Genomic DNA, 15,464 nt, shown 5'->3' with positions numbered 1-15,464 from the left:
CCACACCATGGGCAGCCTCAGCCGTCGGCGACCGTGCTGCCCATCGACTCCACGGCCACGTCGCTCCTACCGGGCTCACCCGGGTCGGCTCCGGCCTCGTCGGGCTCGTCCTGCGGCGCTCGCCACGCGCTGACCACCGTCCAGGCCACCGCGGCGATCGGCACGGACAGCAGCGCACCGACGATGCCGGCGAGGATGGTGCCCGCGGTCAGTGCCAGCAAGATCGCGAGCGGGTGAAGGTGCAGCGCGCGGCCCAGCACCACGGGCTCGAGCAGGTTCCCCTCGAGCTGGTTCACGCCGATCACCACGGCCACCACGATCAGCGCGGTCACCGGACCGTCCGAGACGAGTGCGACCAGGGCCGCCAGGGTGCCGGCCAGCGTGGCGCCCAGCAGCGGGATGAACGCTCCCAGGAACACGATCGTGGCCAGCGGCAGGGCCAACGGGATGCCCAGGATGAACAGGGCCGCGCCGATGACGGTCGCGTCGACCGCAGCCACGATCGCCGTCCCGCGCACGTACCCGCCCAGCACGTCGACGGCCTCGCTGCCGATCCGGTCCGCCCGCGCCCGGTGCGCGGCGTCGAGCGGCCGCAGGAAGAACGACCAGATGGTGCGGCTGTCGCGCAGCAGGAAGAACAGCACGACCAGGCCCAGCACGGTGCCGGTGGCGATCTCGACCGCTGCGGTGACCCCGGCCACCGCACCGGTCTGCACAGCGTCGCTGGTGGCCAGCTCGGTCGCCTGGTCGCGCAGCTCGGCGAAGGGCTCCTCCCCCAGGTCGAACGGCCCCTGGGTCAGGAACTCCTGGAGCTGGTCGAGCCCCTCCCCTGCCGCCGCGACGAGCTCACCCCACTCGTCGCGCACCGCGCGTCCCACGAACCACAGCACGGTGCCCAGCGCGCCGAGCCCGACCGCCATCGACAGCACCGTGGCCAGACCGCTCGGCACCCCCCGCCGACGCAGGAAGCTCACCACCGGGCTCACGGCCGCCGCGAGGATCGTGGCGATGATCACCGGGATCACCACGAGGGTGACCTGGCGCAGCCCCCACACGAGGATGCTCACGAGGATCAGCACGAGCAGGAGCTGCGCGCTCCGGGTCGCCGCACGCCCGAGGCTGTCGTGCCAGAGAGAGGTCCGGGGCCGGTGAGCGTCCATCACCGAACCCTACGAAGCCTGGCCCGAACCGGCCTGCCGAGCGGGCCGGTGCGTCCCTCCCGACCTACCGGCGGTGCTCGAGGTAGTAGCGCACCAGGCCCTGGGTCGAGGGGTCCTGCTCCGCCAGGACGGCGGTGTCCCCCGCCACGGCCGGTGCGATCTCCATCGCGAGCTTCTTGCCGAGCTCGACCCCCCACTGGTCGAACGAGTCGATGCCCCAGACGATCCCCTGCACGAAGGTGATGTGCTCGTACAGGGCGATGAGCTGCCCCAGCACGGACGGTGTCAGCGCGGGAGCCATGATCGAGGTGGTCGGCCGGTTGCCGCTGAACACCCGCGCCGGGACGACGTCCTCGGCAGCCCCGTCGGCGCGGACCTCGTGGGCCGTCCGCCCGAACGCCAGGGCTTTGGTCTGGGCGAAGAAGTTGGCCAGGAACAGCCCGTGCACGTCGGCCTCGCCGTCCTGCAGCGGGTGCGCGGGGCTCGCGACGGCGATGAAGTCGGCCGGGACCAGCCGGGTGCCCTGGTGGATCAGCTGGTAGAACGCGTGCTGGCCGTTGGTGCCGGGCTCCCCCCAGAAGACCTCGCCGGTGGCGGCGGTCACCGGTGACCCGTCCCAGCGCACGGACTTGCCGTTGGACTCCATCGTGAGCTGCTGCAGGTACGCCGGGAACCGGTGCAGGTGCTGTGCGTAGGGCAGCACGGCATGGGTGTGCGCACCCAGGAAGTTGACGTACCAGACGTTGAGCAGGCCCATCAGCACAGGGACGTTCTGCTCGAAGGGAGCGGTCCGGAAGTGCTCGTCGACGGCGTGCATGCCCTCGAGGAGGTCGGCGAAGGCCTGCGGGCCGACGGCGACCGCCAGCGAGGTCCCGATCGCCGAGCTGACCGAGTACCGGCCACCTACCCAGTCCCAGAACCCGAAGGCGTTCGTGGGGTCGATGCCGAAGGCCTCGACCTTGTCCAGGGCCGTGGAGACCGCGACGAAGTGCCGTGCGACGGCTCGCGCACGGGCCTCCTCGGTGTCCTCGAGCACCCCGGCCCGCGTGAGCCCGTCCCAGAGCCAGGTCCTGGCCAGGCGCGCGTTCGTCAGGGTCTCCAGGGTGGTGAAGGTCTTGGAGGCGACGATGAACAGCGTGGTGGTCGGGTCGAGGCCGGCCAGGGTCTCGGCGACGTCGGTCGGGTCGATGTTCGACACGAACCGGACCTCGATGCCCTCGGCGACGTAGGGCTTGAGCGCCTCGTAGGCCATGACCGGGCCCAGGTCAGAACCGCCGATGCCGATGTTGACCACCGTGCGCACGGCCGCGCCGGTGACACCGGTCCACCGTCCGCTGCGGACCTGCTCGGCGAAGTCGTAGACCTTGGCGAGCACGGCGTGGACGTCGGAGTCGACGTCCTGGCCGTCGACCACCAGGGCCGGCGCGGCGCCGTCGGCCGGTGCGGGACGACGCAGCGCGGTGTGCAGGACGGCGCGGTCCTCGGTGACGTTGATGTGCTCACCGGCGAACATGGCGCCGATCCGACCGGCGAGGCCGACCTCGTCGGCCAGTCCCACGAGCAGCTCGAGGGTCTGGTCGGTGACGAGGTTCTTGGACAGGTCCACGTGCAGGTCTGCCACGGAGCGGCTCAGGCGCGTGGCGCGCTCGGGGTCGGCGGCGAACCAGCCGCGCAGGTCAGGGACGAGCTCACCCTGGTGGGCGGTGAGCCCGGCCCAGGCACTCGTGGTGGTGGCGTCGATGGGTGTGGTGGTCACTGGTCGTCCTCCCGCTGTGGCGTCGGGGACCACCGTAGAGCCCCCGCGGCCCGGGCACCGCGGACCTCCTGCCCGCGGACGTCGGGCCGTCGTGCGTCGCACGGCCAGGGTGCCTAGGGTCGGCAGGTGGGACAGGTCCGGATCGGCATCTCCGGGTGGCGCTACGCGCCGTGGCGGGGCACCTTCTACCCGCCGGGGCTGGTGCAGCGCCGCGAGCTCGAGCACGCCTCGCGTCTGCTGCGGACCATCGAGATCAACGGCTCGTTCTACGCCCTGCAACGACCCGAGAGCTACCGGACGTGGTCCGCGCAGACCCCGCCGGACTTCCTGTTCTCGGTCAAGGGTGGTCGCTACGTGACCCACATGCTCAGGCTCGCCGGTGCCGACCAGGCGCTGGCCAACTTCTTCGCCTCGGGGGTCCTGGCGCTCGAGGCGAAGCTGGGCCCGATCCTGTGGCAGCTCCCTGCCACGCTCGGCTACGAGCCGGACCGGTTGGCCGCGTTCTTCGACCTGCTCCCCCGCACGACGGCCGATGCCGTCCGGCTCGCGTCTGCCCACGACGCCAAGGTCGAGGGCAGGGCGTGGGTGCGCACGGAGGTCGACCGGCCGATCCGGCACGTCCTGGAGGTCAGGCACGCGTCCTACGAGGTCCCGGGGTTCACGCAGCTGCTGCGACGGCACGGGATCGGCCTCGTGGTGGCCGACACGGCGGGCAGGTGGCCCTTCCTGACCGAGGTGACCACCGACCTGGTCTACGTCCGCCTGCACGGCGACAAGGAGCTGTACGTGAGCGGGTACGACGACGTCGCGCTCGACCGGTGGGCGGCGCGGGTGCGCACGTGGGCCGAGGCCGGCCACGACGTCCTGGTGTACTTCGACAACGACGTCAAGGTGCGCGCGCCTGTTGACGCCCAGCGCCTGGCCGGCTTGCTCGGTGTGGGACCCACGGACGGGACCTTGGTCTCTTAGGATTGCCTAACCTCCGGGCCTAGCGTGGAGGCATGCGACTGGACCGGTGCCCCATGGATCGTGACCTGCAGGTGCTCTCGGTCCTCACCCCGGTGGCCCTGCACCTGCGGATGCACGAGGTGGGCCTGCGCGCCGGCGCGACGGTCCGGGTCACCCATGTCGCACCCTTCGGCGGCCGGGTCGTGGCCGTGGGTGCGTCCCGGATCGCGCTCGACAGCTCGACGGCGGGGCTGATCGACGTCGCCGTCCGGCCGTGACCGCCTGCCACGAGACCTCGCCCGCGGGCGCCCCCGGTTCCCGTGAGGCACAGACCCGGGTGCTGCTCGTGGGCAACCCGAACGTGGGCAAGTCGACGCTGTTCAACGCGATGACCGGTGCCCGGCAGCGGGTCATGAACGCCCCGGGCACCACGGTCGAGCTGAGCACCGGGTCGTGGCACCCGACGGGGTCGGCTGCGCCGCTCGACGTCGTGGATCTCCCCGGGACCTACAGCCTCGTCGCGCGGTCACCCGACGAGCAGGTCGTCTGCGACGCCCTGCGGGGCGATACGCCCGGGGGGCCCGACCTCCGGGTCGCCGTGGTCGTCCTGGACGCCACGGCCCTGTCCCGCTCGCTGTACTTGCTGGCCCAGGTCGCCCGCACCGGGGTCGCGGTGGTGGTCGCCGTGACGATGCTCGACGTCGCCCGGGCACACGGCACCCCGGTGGACGTGGCCGCGCTGGCGAGCAGGATCGGTGTACCGGTCGCCGCGGTCGACCCTCGCACGGGCAGCGGGCTCGAGGACCTCGCCCGCGCTGTCCGGGACCACGGCGGGATCCGGGTCCGCGGGATCCACCCCGGGGCCGACACGGCACCGACGGACGACCTCACCTCCCAGCTCGCGGCGGCCGAGGTGCACTTCGCCTGGGTCGAGGAGGTCGTCGGCTCGCTCGGCGGACGACCGACGGTGCGACGCACCCGCACCGACCGGGTCGACCGCGCCCTGCTGAACCCGTGGCTCGGCCTGCCGGTCTTCCTGGCGACGCTGTGGGCGCTGTTCGAGCTCACCACCCGTGCGGCCACCCCGGTGATGGACCTGGTGGACCGCGTCATCAACGGTCCGGTGCTGACCGCGGCCGGGGCCCTCCTCGAGGGCTGGGCGCCGTCCTGGCTGGTCGGCCTGGTCGTGGACGGGGTGCTCGCCGGGGTCGGGACGGTGCTGACCTTCCTGCCGCTCATGGCGATCGTGTACACGGCGCTGGCCCTGCTCGAGGACAGCGGCTACATGGCCCGAGCAGCCTTCCTCGCCGACCGCGCGATGCGCGCGATCGGGCTCGACGGGCGCGCGATGCTGCCCCTGATCATCGGCTTCGGCTGCAACGTCCCGGCGCTCGCAGCCACCCGCACCCTGCCCGACGCCCGTCGGCGACTGCTCACCGGGCTGCTCGTCCCGTGGACGTCGTGCGCCGCCCGCCTGACGGTGTACATCCTGCTGGCGAGCATCTTCTTCCCCGAGCACGCGGGCACCGCGATCTTCGCGATGTACGTGCTGAGCGTCGTCCTGGTCGTGGGAGGCGGGCTGCTGCTGCGCAGGACGCTGTTCCGCGATCTCACCGACGAGCCCCTGCTGCTCGTGCTCCCCGCCTACCAGCGACCCCGGCTCCGCCCGATCCTGACCTCGGTGGCCTCCCGGGTGCGCTCGTTCGCCTCCAAGGCCGGCCGGATCATCGTGGTGACCCTCACGGTCGTGTGGGTGCTGATGGCCGTGCCCGCCACGGGCGACCACCCGGTGGGTGACGTCCCGGTCCAGGAGAGCCTCTACGGACGTGCGGCCCAGGGGGCTGCCCCGGTCTTCGCCCCTGCCGGCTTCGGCGACTGGCACCTCACCGCAGCCCTGGCGACCGGCTTCGTCGCCAAGGAGGTGGTCGTGGGGGCGCTCGCCCAGTCGTACGCGGTCGCCGAGCCCGAGGACGTCGGTGCTCCCGACGCCGTCGCAGCACCCGAGCCCGTCCCGACCTCCGAGGCCGTCGCCGGGACCGACGGTCCTGCCGTGGGCCAGGAGAGCGACGGTGCCGGTGCCCCGACGCTCAGCAACCAACTCCGCACGACCTTCGAGGAGACCTCGGGCGGCCACGCGAGCGCTGCCGCCCTGGCCTTCATGGTCTTCGTGCTGGGCTACACCCCGTGCCTGGCGACGGTTGCCGAGCAGTGGCGTCGGTTCGGGGCCGCGTGGACCCTGGGAGCCGTCGGCGTACAGCTCGTCGTCGCCTGGGTGCTCGCCGTGCTGGTCTTCCAGGTCGCGAGGCTGCTGTGAGGCGCCCGGCCCGCCGCACCACGCCGATCTCGGTGCCGCAGGCGCCACGGGCACCTGCGGCAGCGCCGACGACCCTGCGACGGGTTGTCGGTGAGGCCAGGACCGGTGTCACCGCGCAGGTGGTGGCCGCCCGCCTCGGGATCCCCGTCGACCTCGCCGAGGCCATGATCGACGAGCTCCGTGCCGTCGGGGTCGCGGCTCCCGCTGCGTCGGCCCGAGGGTGCGGCACCTGCCCGCCACATCAGGCGGCTCCGCCGACCTGCGCGGGGTGCCCGTTGGCCCGCTGAGCCGCTGCCCCGGCCTGTCGGACCGGCCCGCAGACGACCCGGCCGCACACCAGAACCGGACACTCCGCCCCGAACCACCGCAATCCACAGCCCGTGGATAAGCCTGGGGAATCATGATCGCCAACGCGTGAGGCGGGACACCGCCTCACGCAGCACGGGCTCCTGCTTGACGAAGGTGAACCGCACCGCGGGGGCCAGCGCGCGCGCCGTGGCCGATCCCGCCCGGCAGAACGCCGAGACCGGTACGCCGACCACACCGGCCCGCTCGGGGAGCTCGCGGCACAGCTCGGCACCGTCGGTGTGGCCGAGCGCCGACCCGTCTGCCACCACGAAGTAGGTGCCCTGCGGCACCGTGACCCGGAAGCCCGCCTCCGTCAGCCCGTCGCAGAGCAGGTCGCGGCGGGCCGCGAGCGAACGGGCCAGGTCACGCACGTAGGCGTCCGTGCGTCCGTCGGCGTCGGTCAGGGCTGCGGCGACCGCAGGCTGGAACGGCGCCCCGGAGACGTAGGTGAGGTACTGCTTGACGGTGCGGACGGCAGCGACGAGGTCCGCCGGCCCGGTCACCCAGCCGATCTTCCAGCCGGTGAACGACAGGGTCTTGCCCGCCGAGGAGATGGTCAGGGTCCGCGCGGCCATCCCAGGCAGCGTGGCGATCGGGACGTGCTGCACCCCGTCGAAGGTGAGGTGCTCGTAGACCTCGTCGGTCACCACGACGGCGTCGTGCTGGGCGGCGAGCCTGGCGACGAGCTCGAGCTCGGCCCGGGTCAGCACGGTGCCGGTCGGGTTGTGGGGCGTGTTGAGCAGCACGAGGCGCGTGCGGTCGGAGAACGCCGCCACCAGGGCGGGCACGTCGATGCTGAAGGCCGCGTCACGGCCTCCCACGGCAGGTCGTCCGTGCGGGCCGACCTCCCCGGCGACCAGCCCGACCGTGACGTGCTCGGCCCCGGCCATCGCGATCACGGCGGCGTAGGAGTCGTAGAAGGGCTCGAGGGTGAGCACCTCGTCCCCCGGGCCGGCCAGGGCCAGGACCGTCGCGGCGAGGGCCTCGGTGGCCCCGGTGGTGACCAGCACCTCGGTGTCGGGGTCGGGCGAGAGCCCGTAGAAGCGCTCCTGGTGGCTGGCGACCGCCTGCCGCAGCGCGGGTGTGCCCGTGCCGGGCGGGTACTGGTTGTGACCCGCGGCGATCGCCTCGATGGCCGCACGGGCGACGTGGTCGGGGCCGTCGACGTCCGGGAACCCCTGCCCCAGGTTGATCGCACCGGTGCGCACCGCGAGCGCAGACATCTCGGCGAAGACGGTCTGCCGGACGGCGCCGTGCGCATCCACCAGTCCCGCACCGCGGGCGACGTCGTTCCAGCGGCCGGGGACCGTCGACGGGCTCATCGTCCCAGGCTAGAGGCGGCAGGGCCGGCGGCCACTACCCGAGCCAGCCACCGGCGCGGTAGGCCGGGGTGACCAGGGCGAGCACCAGCAGGGCCGCGACGAGGCTCGCGAGCATGACCATGGCCATCGCGACGGCGGTCGAGCCCAGCAGGCCGACCACCGGGCTGATCACCGCGGCGACGCCGGCCTGGAGGAAGCCGATCGTGGCGGCGGCCGTGCCGGCCCGCTCGCCGTGCCGGCTGAGGGCCAGTGCCGAGGCGTTGGCCATCACGAACCCGATGATCCCCATGGTCAGCCAGAGCATCGTGACGATCCCCACGACCCCGCCGGCACCGGTCGCGGCCACAGCCAGCAGGCCGCAGCCGAGCACGACCCCGGCGGGCAGGGCGACGCGCAGCAGCCGCAGCGGTCCGACCCGCTGCACCAGGGCGGCGTTGACCTGCGAGCTGACCACCATCGAGGTGCCGGTGATCGCGAACACCAGCGCGAACTGCTGCGCCCCGAGCCCGTAGCCCTCCTGCAGGACGAAGGGTGAGCCGACGACGTAGCTGATGATCACGGCCATGCTCAGGCCGGGCAGTGCGGCCAGGGCCACGAAGTGACGGTCCTTGAGCAGCACCAGGTAGCCGCGCATCGAGGCGCCGATGCCCGAGACGAGGCGACGCTCGGGCGGCAGCGTCTCGGGCAGGAAGCGCGCGACCACGATCACCAGGGCGACCCCGAAGAGGGCCAGCGCCAGGAAGACCGAGCGCCAGCCCCACCGGTCGGCGATGAGGCCGCCGATCGTCGGCGCGAGCAGCGGGGCCGCTGCGATCACGAGCATGAGCCGGGACATGAGCCGGGCGGCGTCGGCCCCGGTGTAGCGGTCCCGGATCACGGCCATCGCGATGACCGTGGCTCCGGCGCTGCCCAGACCCTGCAGGATGCGCAAGGCGATGAGCTGCTCGATGGTCGCCGCGACCACGCACAGCAGGGACAGCACGATGTGCATGCTCACGCCGACCAGGACGGGCGTCCGTCGCCCCAGGCGGTCGGAGAGCGGCCCGACGACGAGCTGGCCGATCGCCCCGCCGATGAGCATCCCGGTGATGGTGAACTGCACCGCCGCGGTCGTCGTCGCGAGCTCGGCGGTGACGTCGGGCAGGGACGGGAGGTACATGTCTGTGGTGACGGCCGGCAGCAGGGCCATCGAGCCGACGAGCAGCACGAAGCGGGCGCTGCTGCGCTTGGCGGGCGGCGGCTGGGTGCGCGCGACGGGCGTGGTCGTGGTGGGCGTGGTCGTGGTGGGCGCGGTCGTGGCGGCGGGAGCGCCGCGCTCACCGTGGTCGCCGGGGGTGGTCCGCTGAGTCACATCTCCAGTGTCGCACCTGGATCAAATCGATTCGACCCCATCGGCCGCCGCCGACCCACGCCACTGTCGGCCCCGTCCTGCATGCTGGGCCTATGTGCGGACGCTATGCCTCCTTCCGCGAGGCCCAGGACCTCGCCGACGCCTTCCGGGTGGCACCCCAGGACGTCGACGACGACGTCCTGGACCTGCCCGCCGCGTGGAACGTGGCGCCCACCGACCCGGTCCGGATCGTCGTCGAGCGGGAGAGCCACCACGACCCCGACGCCCCTGCCCCGGTGCGTTCGCTCCGCCTGGCCCGCTGGGGGCTGGTGCCCGGGTGGGCCAAGGACCCGTCCGTCGGTGCGCGGATGATCAACGCCCGCCGCGAGACGCTCGCCCAGAAGCCGGCCTTCCGCGGGGCGGTGGCCACCCGACGCTGCCTCGTCCCGGCCGACGGCTACTACGAGTGGCAGCCGCCACCTCCGGGGTCCCCCGCCAGGAGCCCCAAGCAGCCGTTCTGGATCCACCGGCCCGACGGTGCACCGCTCGCCCTCGCGGGCCTGTACGCCTTCTGGCGGGACCCCAGCCGGCCGGACGACGACCCGCTCCGGTGGGTCGTGAGCACCACCGTCGTGACCGGCGCGGCCCCCACCGGGCAGCCCGAGATCGCAGCGATCCACGACCGGACCCCCGTGGTGGTACCGCCCGAGCGGTGGGACGCGTGGCTCGACCCCGCCCTCCAGGACCCCACCCAGGCGGTCGCGCTGCTCGACGCACCCAACCCCGAGCTGCTCGCCGAACGGGTACCCACCCTGGTCAACCGGGTCGGGACCGACGGCCCCGAGCTCATCCGCCCGATCTGAGCCCGGTCGTCGACCCGGGGCTCACCCGCTCGCGTGCTCGAGACGGAACCGCCGGACCGAGCCCAACCCGCTCGTCTCCCGCTCCGGGAGCTCGGTGAGGCGCAGCTCGGGTCGTGGCGCCAGCAGGCCGGCTGTCGCGTGGTCGAGCAGCACCGTGCCCGGCTCGGCCTGGTCGGTGAGCCGGGCGGCGAGCGCCACGGGCGGCCCGAAGACGTCGCCGAAGCGCGAGAGGACACGCCCCCACACGAGCCCGACCCGCACCGGGGCGACCCCGCGCCCGTCGCCGAAGGCGTCGGCGAGCCCGAGCGCCACGCGCGCCCCCGCGACGGCGTCGTCGGCGACGAAGAGCACGGCGTCCCCGATGGTCTTGACCACCCGGCCGCCGGCCGCCGTCACGACGTCGCGGGCCTGGGACTCGAACTGCTGCACGAAGTCCGCCAGGTCGTGCGAGCCGAGCCCGGCCGTCCGGGTCGTGAAGGACACGATGTCCGCGAAGCCCACCGCCCGCACCAGGGGCAGTCGGTCCCCGCCGTCGGTCGTGACCCGGGCCTGCCCGAACTCGGCCGCGAAGCGTCCTGCCATGGCCGCGAGCTGGCGGCGCCAGGCGTGCACGAGCTGGCCCTCGAGCACGGGAGCGAGGTCGGGCAGGCGGTCCAGCAGCAGGAGCCGGGCGCTGGTGTCGTCCAGGTCGTACCGCTCGGCGAGGTGCTCGACGATCGCCTCGACCTGCCACAGCACGAGCCGTTCGGTGGTGTGGCCCAGCGACCGGATCACCGAGACCGCGGTGCGCTCCCCGACCTCGTGCTCGCGCGCGACCCGGGCCACCCGACGCAGCGCCGTCGCGTCCTCCTCGGTGAAGGCCACCGCGTCAGGTGCCGGCATGGGCAGGCCCAGGGCGCGCCAGAACAGGCGCACCTCGTCGGTGCTGACCTCGGCGCGCGCGGCGACCTGGTCCAGGTCGAGGCAGCGTGGCCCGCCCAGGAGCTGCTCCTCGATGCGCGCCAGCGTCGAGTCCCGCAGACCGGGATCGTCGCTGGGCGTCAGGTCGTCGGGCACCGGCCCAGGCTAGTTCACCCGAACGTGACGCACGTCACCCGCGTGCACCGTGCGGACCCGACCGGACGCCTCGGTCACCTCGAGTGCACCGTCCGCCGCGATCCCCGAGGCCGTCCCGTCCAGCACATCACCCCCGGGCAGCTCGACCCGCACCGGTTCACCCAGGGTCGTGCAGATCGCCGCGCACCGCTCCGCCAGCCCCGCCGCCACGGCGTCGCCCCGCGCCTCCTGCCACGGCACGACCACCCGCGCGAGGTGACCGACCAGGGACCCGAGCAGCGCCTCGCGCGTGGGCACCCGCGGCGCGACCTGAGCCAGCGAGGTCGCACTGGGTACGGGCAGCTCGTCGGCCGACTGGGACACGTTGACGCCGATCCCCACGACGACCGCCGGCCCGTCGTCGGTCACCACCAGGTCGCCGAGCACCCCGGCGAGCTTGCGTCGTGTGCCCCACCCCGGCAGCACGACGCCGTCGACCGACTCCGCCAGCACGTCGTTGGGCCACTTCAGGCCCGGCCGCAGCCCGGTCGTCTGCTCGACCGCCCGCACCACCGCCAGACCGGCGAGCAGCGGCACCCAGCCGAACCGCTCGACCGGGACCTCGCGGGGGCGTAGCAGCACCGAGACGGTCAGCGCGACGCCCGCAGGCGTGTCCCAGCTGCGCCCGGCCCGACCCCGGCCCGCCGCCTGGTGGTCGGCCACCAGCACCGAGAGGTGGGGCCAGCCGGCAGGATCGGCCGAGACCGCCCGGACCAGGTCGCTCGAGGTGGACGCCGTCCGACCCACCACCTCGACCCGGCTGTCCAGGTCGTGGCCCGTGACGGCCTGCAGCGCCGCCCGCACACCGCGCACCGCGAGAGCAGGATCGAGCGGGGGACGCGAGGACGGGTCCGGGTCGGTGGTCACCGTCGTCACGGTAGCGATTGTCGGGTGTCGCACATGTCGGACCGGGGACACGGTCGGATGTCGCACTGAGGATGTGGGTACCCGACAACTACCCTCGACACCGTGACCGACGCTCCCGTGACCGACGCACCCGCCACCGACGCCCCGGCGACCACCGCCGCCAAGATCGCCGACCTGGCCCGGCGCACCGCGCAGGCGGTCGAGGGGCCCGAGGCGAGCGCCGCCGCCAAGCAGCACGCCCGCGGCAAGAAGACGGCCCGCGAGCGCATCGCCGCGCTGCTCGACGAGGGCAGCTTCGTCGAGCTCGACGCCTTCGTCCGGCACCGCTCGACAGCCTTCGGCCTGGGTGACAAGAGGGTCCCGGGTGACGGCGTCGTCACGGGTCACGGCACCGTGGACGGCCGACAGGTCGCGGTGTACAGCCAGGACTTCACCGTCTTCGGCGGGTCGCTCGGCGAGGTGCACGGCGAGAAGATCACCAAGGTCATGGACCTCGCCCTGCGGACCGGGGTGCCCCTGATCGGCATCCTGGACGGCGGTGGCGCCCGCATCCAGGAGGGCGTCGGTGCGCTGACCCAGTTCGCCGAGATCTTCCGGCGCAACGTCGCCGCCTCGGGTGTCATCCCCCAGATCTCGCTGATCCTGGGGCCGAGCGCGGGCGGGGCCGTCTACTCCCCCGCCCTGACGGACTTCATCGTCATGGCCGACGGCACCTCCAACATGTTCATCACCGGCCCCGACGTCATCCGGGCGGTCACCGGCGAGGACGTCGGGTTCGAGGAGCTCGGCGGCGGCCACACCCACAACGCCCGTTCGGGGGTCGCGCACTACCTGGGCGCCGACGAGGACGACGCGATCGACTACGTCAAGGCCCTGGTGGGATACCTGCCCTCGAACAACCTCGCCGATCCCCCCGTCTGGGAGGACGAGCAGGCGGACCTGGAGATCTCCGACGTCGACCTCGAGCTCGACGCGATCGTCCCGGACTCCGACTCCCAGCCCTACGACATGCGCACGGTCCTGGAGCACGTGCTGGACCACGGCGAGCTGCTCGAGGTGCAGGCCCTCTACGCCCAGAACGTGCTGATCGGGTTCGGTCACGTCGAGGGCCGGCCGGTGGGCGTCGTGGCGAACCAGCCCACGCACATGGCCGGCACCCTGGACATCAACGCCGCCGAGAAGGCCGCCCGCTTCGTGCGGACCTGCGACGCGTTCAACATCCCCGTGCTGACCTTCGTCGACGTCCCGGGCTTCCTGCCCGGCACCGAGCAGGAGTGGAACGGCATCATCCGACGCGGGGCCAAGCTCATCTACGCCTACGCCGAGGCCACCGTCCCGCTCGTCACGGTGATCACCCGCAAGGCGTACGGCGGGGCGTACATCGTGATGGGGTCCAAGCAGCTGGGTGCCGACGTGAACCTGGCCTGGCCGACGGCGCAGATCGCCGTGATGGGCGCCGGGGGCGCGGTCAACATCCTGCAGCGCGGGGCCCTGAAGCGCGTCACGGAGGCGGGCGGGGACGTCGAGGCCGAACGGGCCCGCCTGACCCGGGAGTACGAGGAGGCCCTGGTCAACCCCTACGAGGCGGCCGACCGTGGCTACGTCGACGCGGTGATCGCCCCCTCGGCCACCCGGGTCCAGGTGGTCCGCGCGCTGCGGGCGCTGCGCACCAAGCGTGCGGCGCTGCCGGTCAAGAAGCACGGAAACATCCCGCTGTGACGCCCCCCGACGTCCAGGTGGTGCGCGGCGCGCCCGACGACGACGAGCTCGCGGCCCTGGTCGCGGGCCTGGCGGCCAACGCCGCGAACGGCCACGACCAGGCGCGCGGCCACGACCACGAGGAGGCCGCCCGCTCGGGGCACCGCCGGTGGCGGGACGGCGCAGAGCGCCTCGCCCCGCTGACCCCGGGCCCTGACGCCTGGCGGTGGAGCACGCTGCGCTGACCGCGACCGGTGCACGGCCGGTCGGCCGCTGCCGTGCCGTCGGAGCTCGCGGTGCCTCGGCGCTAGGGTCCGGGGATGACCTCGACCGCCTCCCCCCGGGTGCCCACCGCCATCGACGCCGTGGCCGACGCCTACACCACGACGTCGGCCACGCTGCACCCTCTCTGGGCGACCGCCCACGGGATCGACGGGTACGACCACCTGATGACCGACCTGTCTCCGGCAGGCTGGCAGGCACGCGCCGACGCCGCCCGCGCGGTGCTCGCCGAGCTCGCTGCGCAGACCCCGGTCGACGACGTGGACCGGGTCACGTTGACGGCGATGCAGGAGCGGGTGGGCGTCGAGCTCGAGATGATCGAGTCCGACGAGCTGCTCGGCGAGCTCAACGTCATCGCCTCCCCGGTCCAGGCGCTGCGCGAGGTCTTCGACATCATGCCCACGACGACGGCCCGGGACTGGCAGGACGTCGCCGCACGACTGGCCGCCCTCCCGGCCGCCATGGCCGGCTACCTCGAGTCCCTGCGGCTGGCAGCAGCCCGTGGACGGGTCGCCGCAGCCCGCCAGGTGACCGCGTGCGTCGAGCAGGCGCTCGAGCTCGCCGACCCCGAGACGTCCTTCTTCACGACGCTGACGACCGGGCCCGCGGTCGAGGCCGCACTCGCCGGCACGCACGACCTGCTGCGCAGGGACCTGCGTGCCGGCGCGGACGCCGCCTGCCAGGCCTACGCCGACCTCGTGGTCGTGCTGCGCGACGAGCTGCTGCCCCAGGCTCCGCAGCGCGACGCCGTGGGCTCCGAGCGCTACGCGCTGTGGTCGAGGTTCCACCTGGGCGCGACGATCGACCTCGAGGAGACCTATCGCTGGGCCCTGGACGAGCTCGAGCTGGTCATCGCCGAGCAGGAGGCCGTCGCCTCGCAGGTCGCCGGGCCGGGAGCGACGATCGAGCAGGCCGTCGCGGTGCTCGATGCCGACCCGAGCCGGGTGCTCGAGGGCACCGCAGCGCTGCGTACCTGGATGCAGACCACCTCGGACGTGGCCGTCGCGGCCCTGTCTGGGACGCACTTCGACATCCCCGGACCCGTGCTGACGCTCGAGTGCTGCATCGCCCCGACCCAGACCGGTGGCATCTACTACACCGGACCCTCGGACGACTTCTCCCGGCCGGGGCGGATGTGGTGGTCCGTCCCGGCCGGGGTGACGACCTTCACGACCTGGCGCGAGAAGACGACCGTCTACCACGAGGGTGTCCCGGGCCACCACCTGCAGATCGCGCAGACGGTGCACGACCGGGCCGTCCTGAACCGCTGGCGCAGGCTGGCCTGCTGGGTGCCGGGTCACGGTGAGGGCTGGGCCCTGTACGCCGAACGGCTCATGGCCGACCTCGGCTTCCTCGACGACCCGGGTGACCGGCTCGGCATGCTCGACGGGCAGCGGCTGCGCACCGCCCGGGTGGTGCTCGACATCGGGGTGCACCTGGGCCTGCCGCGTCCGCAGCGGTGGGGCGGAGGCGTCTGGGAC

13 protein-coding genes are annotated in these 15,464 nt (G+C 73.3%); 7 read left to right on the top strand and 6 right to left on the bottom strand.

Annotation, left to right across the window (positions count from 1 at the left end; translation table 11 throughout):
- Nucleotides 1-17: 17 nt before the first annotated feature.
- Together M1R94_RS15655 and pgi are read right to left on the bottom strand one after the other, a co-directional pair.
- Complete coding sequence (locus M1R94_RS15655; RefSeq protein WP_249382654.1) at nt 18-1,160, bottom strand: AI-2E family transporter; 1,143 nt, start codon at nt 1,158-1,160, stop codon at nt 18-20.
- A gap of 64 nt (nt 1,161-1,224) precedes the next feature.
- A complete protein-coding gene (pgi, locus tag M1R94_RS15650; protein WP_249382653.1) occupies nt 1,225-2,916 on the bottom strand; it encodes a glucose-6-phosphate isomerase in 1,692 nt (563 codons plus the stop codon).
- Nucleotides 2,917-3,042: 126 nt separating this feature from the next.
- Here pgi and M1R94_RS15645 point away from each other — a divergent pair, with 126 nt between their 5' ends.
- The 3 genes from M1R94_RS15645 to feoB are packed head-to-tail and all read left to right on the top strand — an operon-like array spanning nt 3,043 to nt 6,178.
- On the top strand, nt 3,043-3,885 hold the full coding sequence (locus tag M1R94_RS15645) for a DUF72 domain-containing protein (RefSeq protein WP_249382652.1): 843 nt from the start codon (nt 3,043-3,045) through the stop codon (nt 3,883-3,885).
- A 32-nt stretch (nt 3,886-3,917) separates the two neighbouring features.
- Nucleotides 3,918-4,142, top strand: a complete 225-nt coding sequence (locus tag M1R94_RS15640; RefSeq protein WP_249382651.1) for a FeoA family protein — start codon at nt 3,918-3,920, stop codon at nt 4,140-4,142.
- Complete coding sequence (gene feoB, locus M1R94_RS15635; protein ID WP_249382650.1) at nt 4,139-6,178, top strand: ferrous iron transporter B; 2,040 nt, start codon at nt 4,139-4,141, stop codon at nt 6,176-6,178. The genes M1R94_RS15640 and feoB overlap by 4 nt, the downstream gene beginning before the upstream one ends.
- Nucleotides 6,179-6,576: 398 nt before the next feature.
- Here feoB and M1R94_RS15630 read toward each other — a convergent pair whose 3' ends face one another.
- Together M1R94_RS15630 and M1R94_RS15625 are read right to left on the bottom strand one after the other, a co-directional pair.
- Nucleotides 6,577-7,848: a pyridoxal phosphate-dependent aminotransferase gene (locus tag M1R94_RS15630; RefSeq protein ID WP_249382649.1), complete on the bottom strand. Its 1,272-nt coding sequence runs from the start codon at nt 7,846-7,848 to the stop codon at nt 6,577-6,579.
- Nucleotides 7,849-7,882: 34 nt separating this feature from the next.
- Complete coding sequence (locus M1R94_RS15625; protein ID WP_249382648.1) at nt 7,883-9,199, bottom strand: multidrug effflux MFS transporter; 1,317 nt, start codon at nt 9,197-9,199, stop codon at nt 7,883-7,885.
- Between the two features lie 92 nt (nt 9,200-9,291).
- Here M1R94_RS15625 and M1R94_RS15620 point away from each other — a divergent pair, with 92 nt between their 5' ends.
- Nucleotides 9,292-10,041, top strand: a complete 750-nt coding sequence (locus M1R94_RS15620; protein ID WP_249382647.1) for an SOS response-associated peptidase — start codon at nt 9,292-9,294, stop codon at nt 10,039-10,041.
- Between the two features lie 21 nt (nt 10,042-10,062).
- On the opposite strand, the gene M1R94_RS15615 is transcribed toward M1R94_RS15620, so the two are convergent.
- Both M1R94_RS15615 and M1R94_RS15610 read right to left on the bottom strand, forming a co-directional pair.
- Nucleotides 10,063-11,097, bottom strand: a complete 1,035-nt coding sequence (locus M1R94_RS15615) for an adenylate/guanylate cyclase domain-containing protein (RefSeq protein WP_249382646.1) — start codon at nt 11,095-11,097, stop codon at nt 10,063-10,065.
- Nucleotides 11,098-11,106: 9 nt separating this feature from the next.
- The gene (locus M1R94_RS15610; RefSeq protein ID WP_249382645.1) at nt 11,107-12,003 is read right to left on the bottom strand and encodes a biotin--[acetyl-CoA-carboxylase] ligase; all 897 of its coding nucleotides are present in this window, start codon (nt 12,001-12,003) and stop codon (nt 11,107-11,109) included.
- Nucleotides 12,004-12,105: 102 nt separating this feature from the next.
- Here M1R94_RS15610 and M1R94_RS15605 point away from each other — a divergent pair, with 102 nt between their 5' ends.
- From M1R94_RS15605 to M1R94_RS15595, 3 genes are all read left to right on the top strand, one after another.
- Complete coding sequence (locus M1R94_RS15605; protein WP_249382644.1) at nt 12,106-13,722, top strand: acyl-CoA carboxylase subunit beta; 1,617 nt, start codon at nt 12,106-12,108, stop codon at nt 13,720-13,722.
- Complete coding sequence (locus M1R94_RS15600) at nt 13,719-13,946, top strand: acyl-CoA carboxylase epsilon subunit (protein WP_249382643.1); 228 nt, start codon at nt 13,719-13,721, stop codon at nt 13,944-13,946. Before M1R94_RS15605 ends, M1R94_RS15600 begins: the two co-directional genes overlap by 4 nt.
- A gap of 75 nt (nt 13,947-14,021) precedes the next feature.
- Nucleotides 14,022-15,464: DUF885 domain-containing protein (locus tag M1R94_RS15595; RefSeq protein WP_249382642.1), on the top strand; the 1,443-nt coding region annotated here is incomplete at its 3' end.

The organism is Actinotalea alkalitolerans (genome assembly GCF_023369855.1).
In the GTDB taxonomy this organism is placed as follows: domain Bacteria; phylum Actinomycetota; class Actinomycetes; order Actinomycetales; family Cellulomonadaceae; genus Actinotalea.
The sequence above is the reverse complement of the archived record's forward strand: the minus strand, read 5'-3'. Positions and strand labels throughout refer to the sequence as shown.

Coding starts and splice junctions, on each gene's coding strand:
- M1R94_RS15655 (WP_249382654.1), bottom strand. CDS start 1,160: ATGGACGCTCACCGGCCCCGGACCTCTCTCTGGCACGACAGCCTCGGG.
- M1R94_RS15640 (WP_249382651.1), top strand. CDS start 3,918: ATGCGACTGGACCGGTGCCCCATGGATCGTGACCTGCAGGTGCTCTCG.
- M1R94_RS15630 (WP_249382649.1), bottom strand. CDS start 7,848: ATGAGCCCGTCGACGGTCCCCGGCCGCTGGAACGACGTCGCCCGCGGT.
- M1R94_RS15620 (WP_249382647.1), top strand. CDS start 9,292: ATGTGCGGACGCTATGCCTCCTTCCGCGAGGCCCAGGACCTCGCCGAC.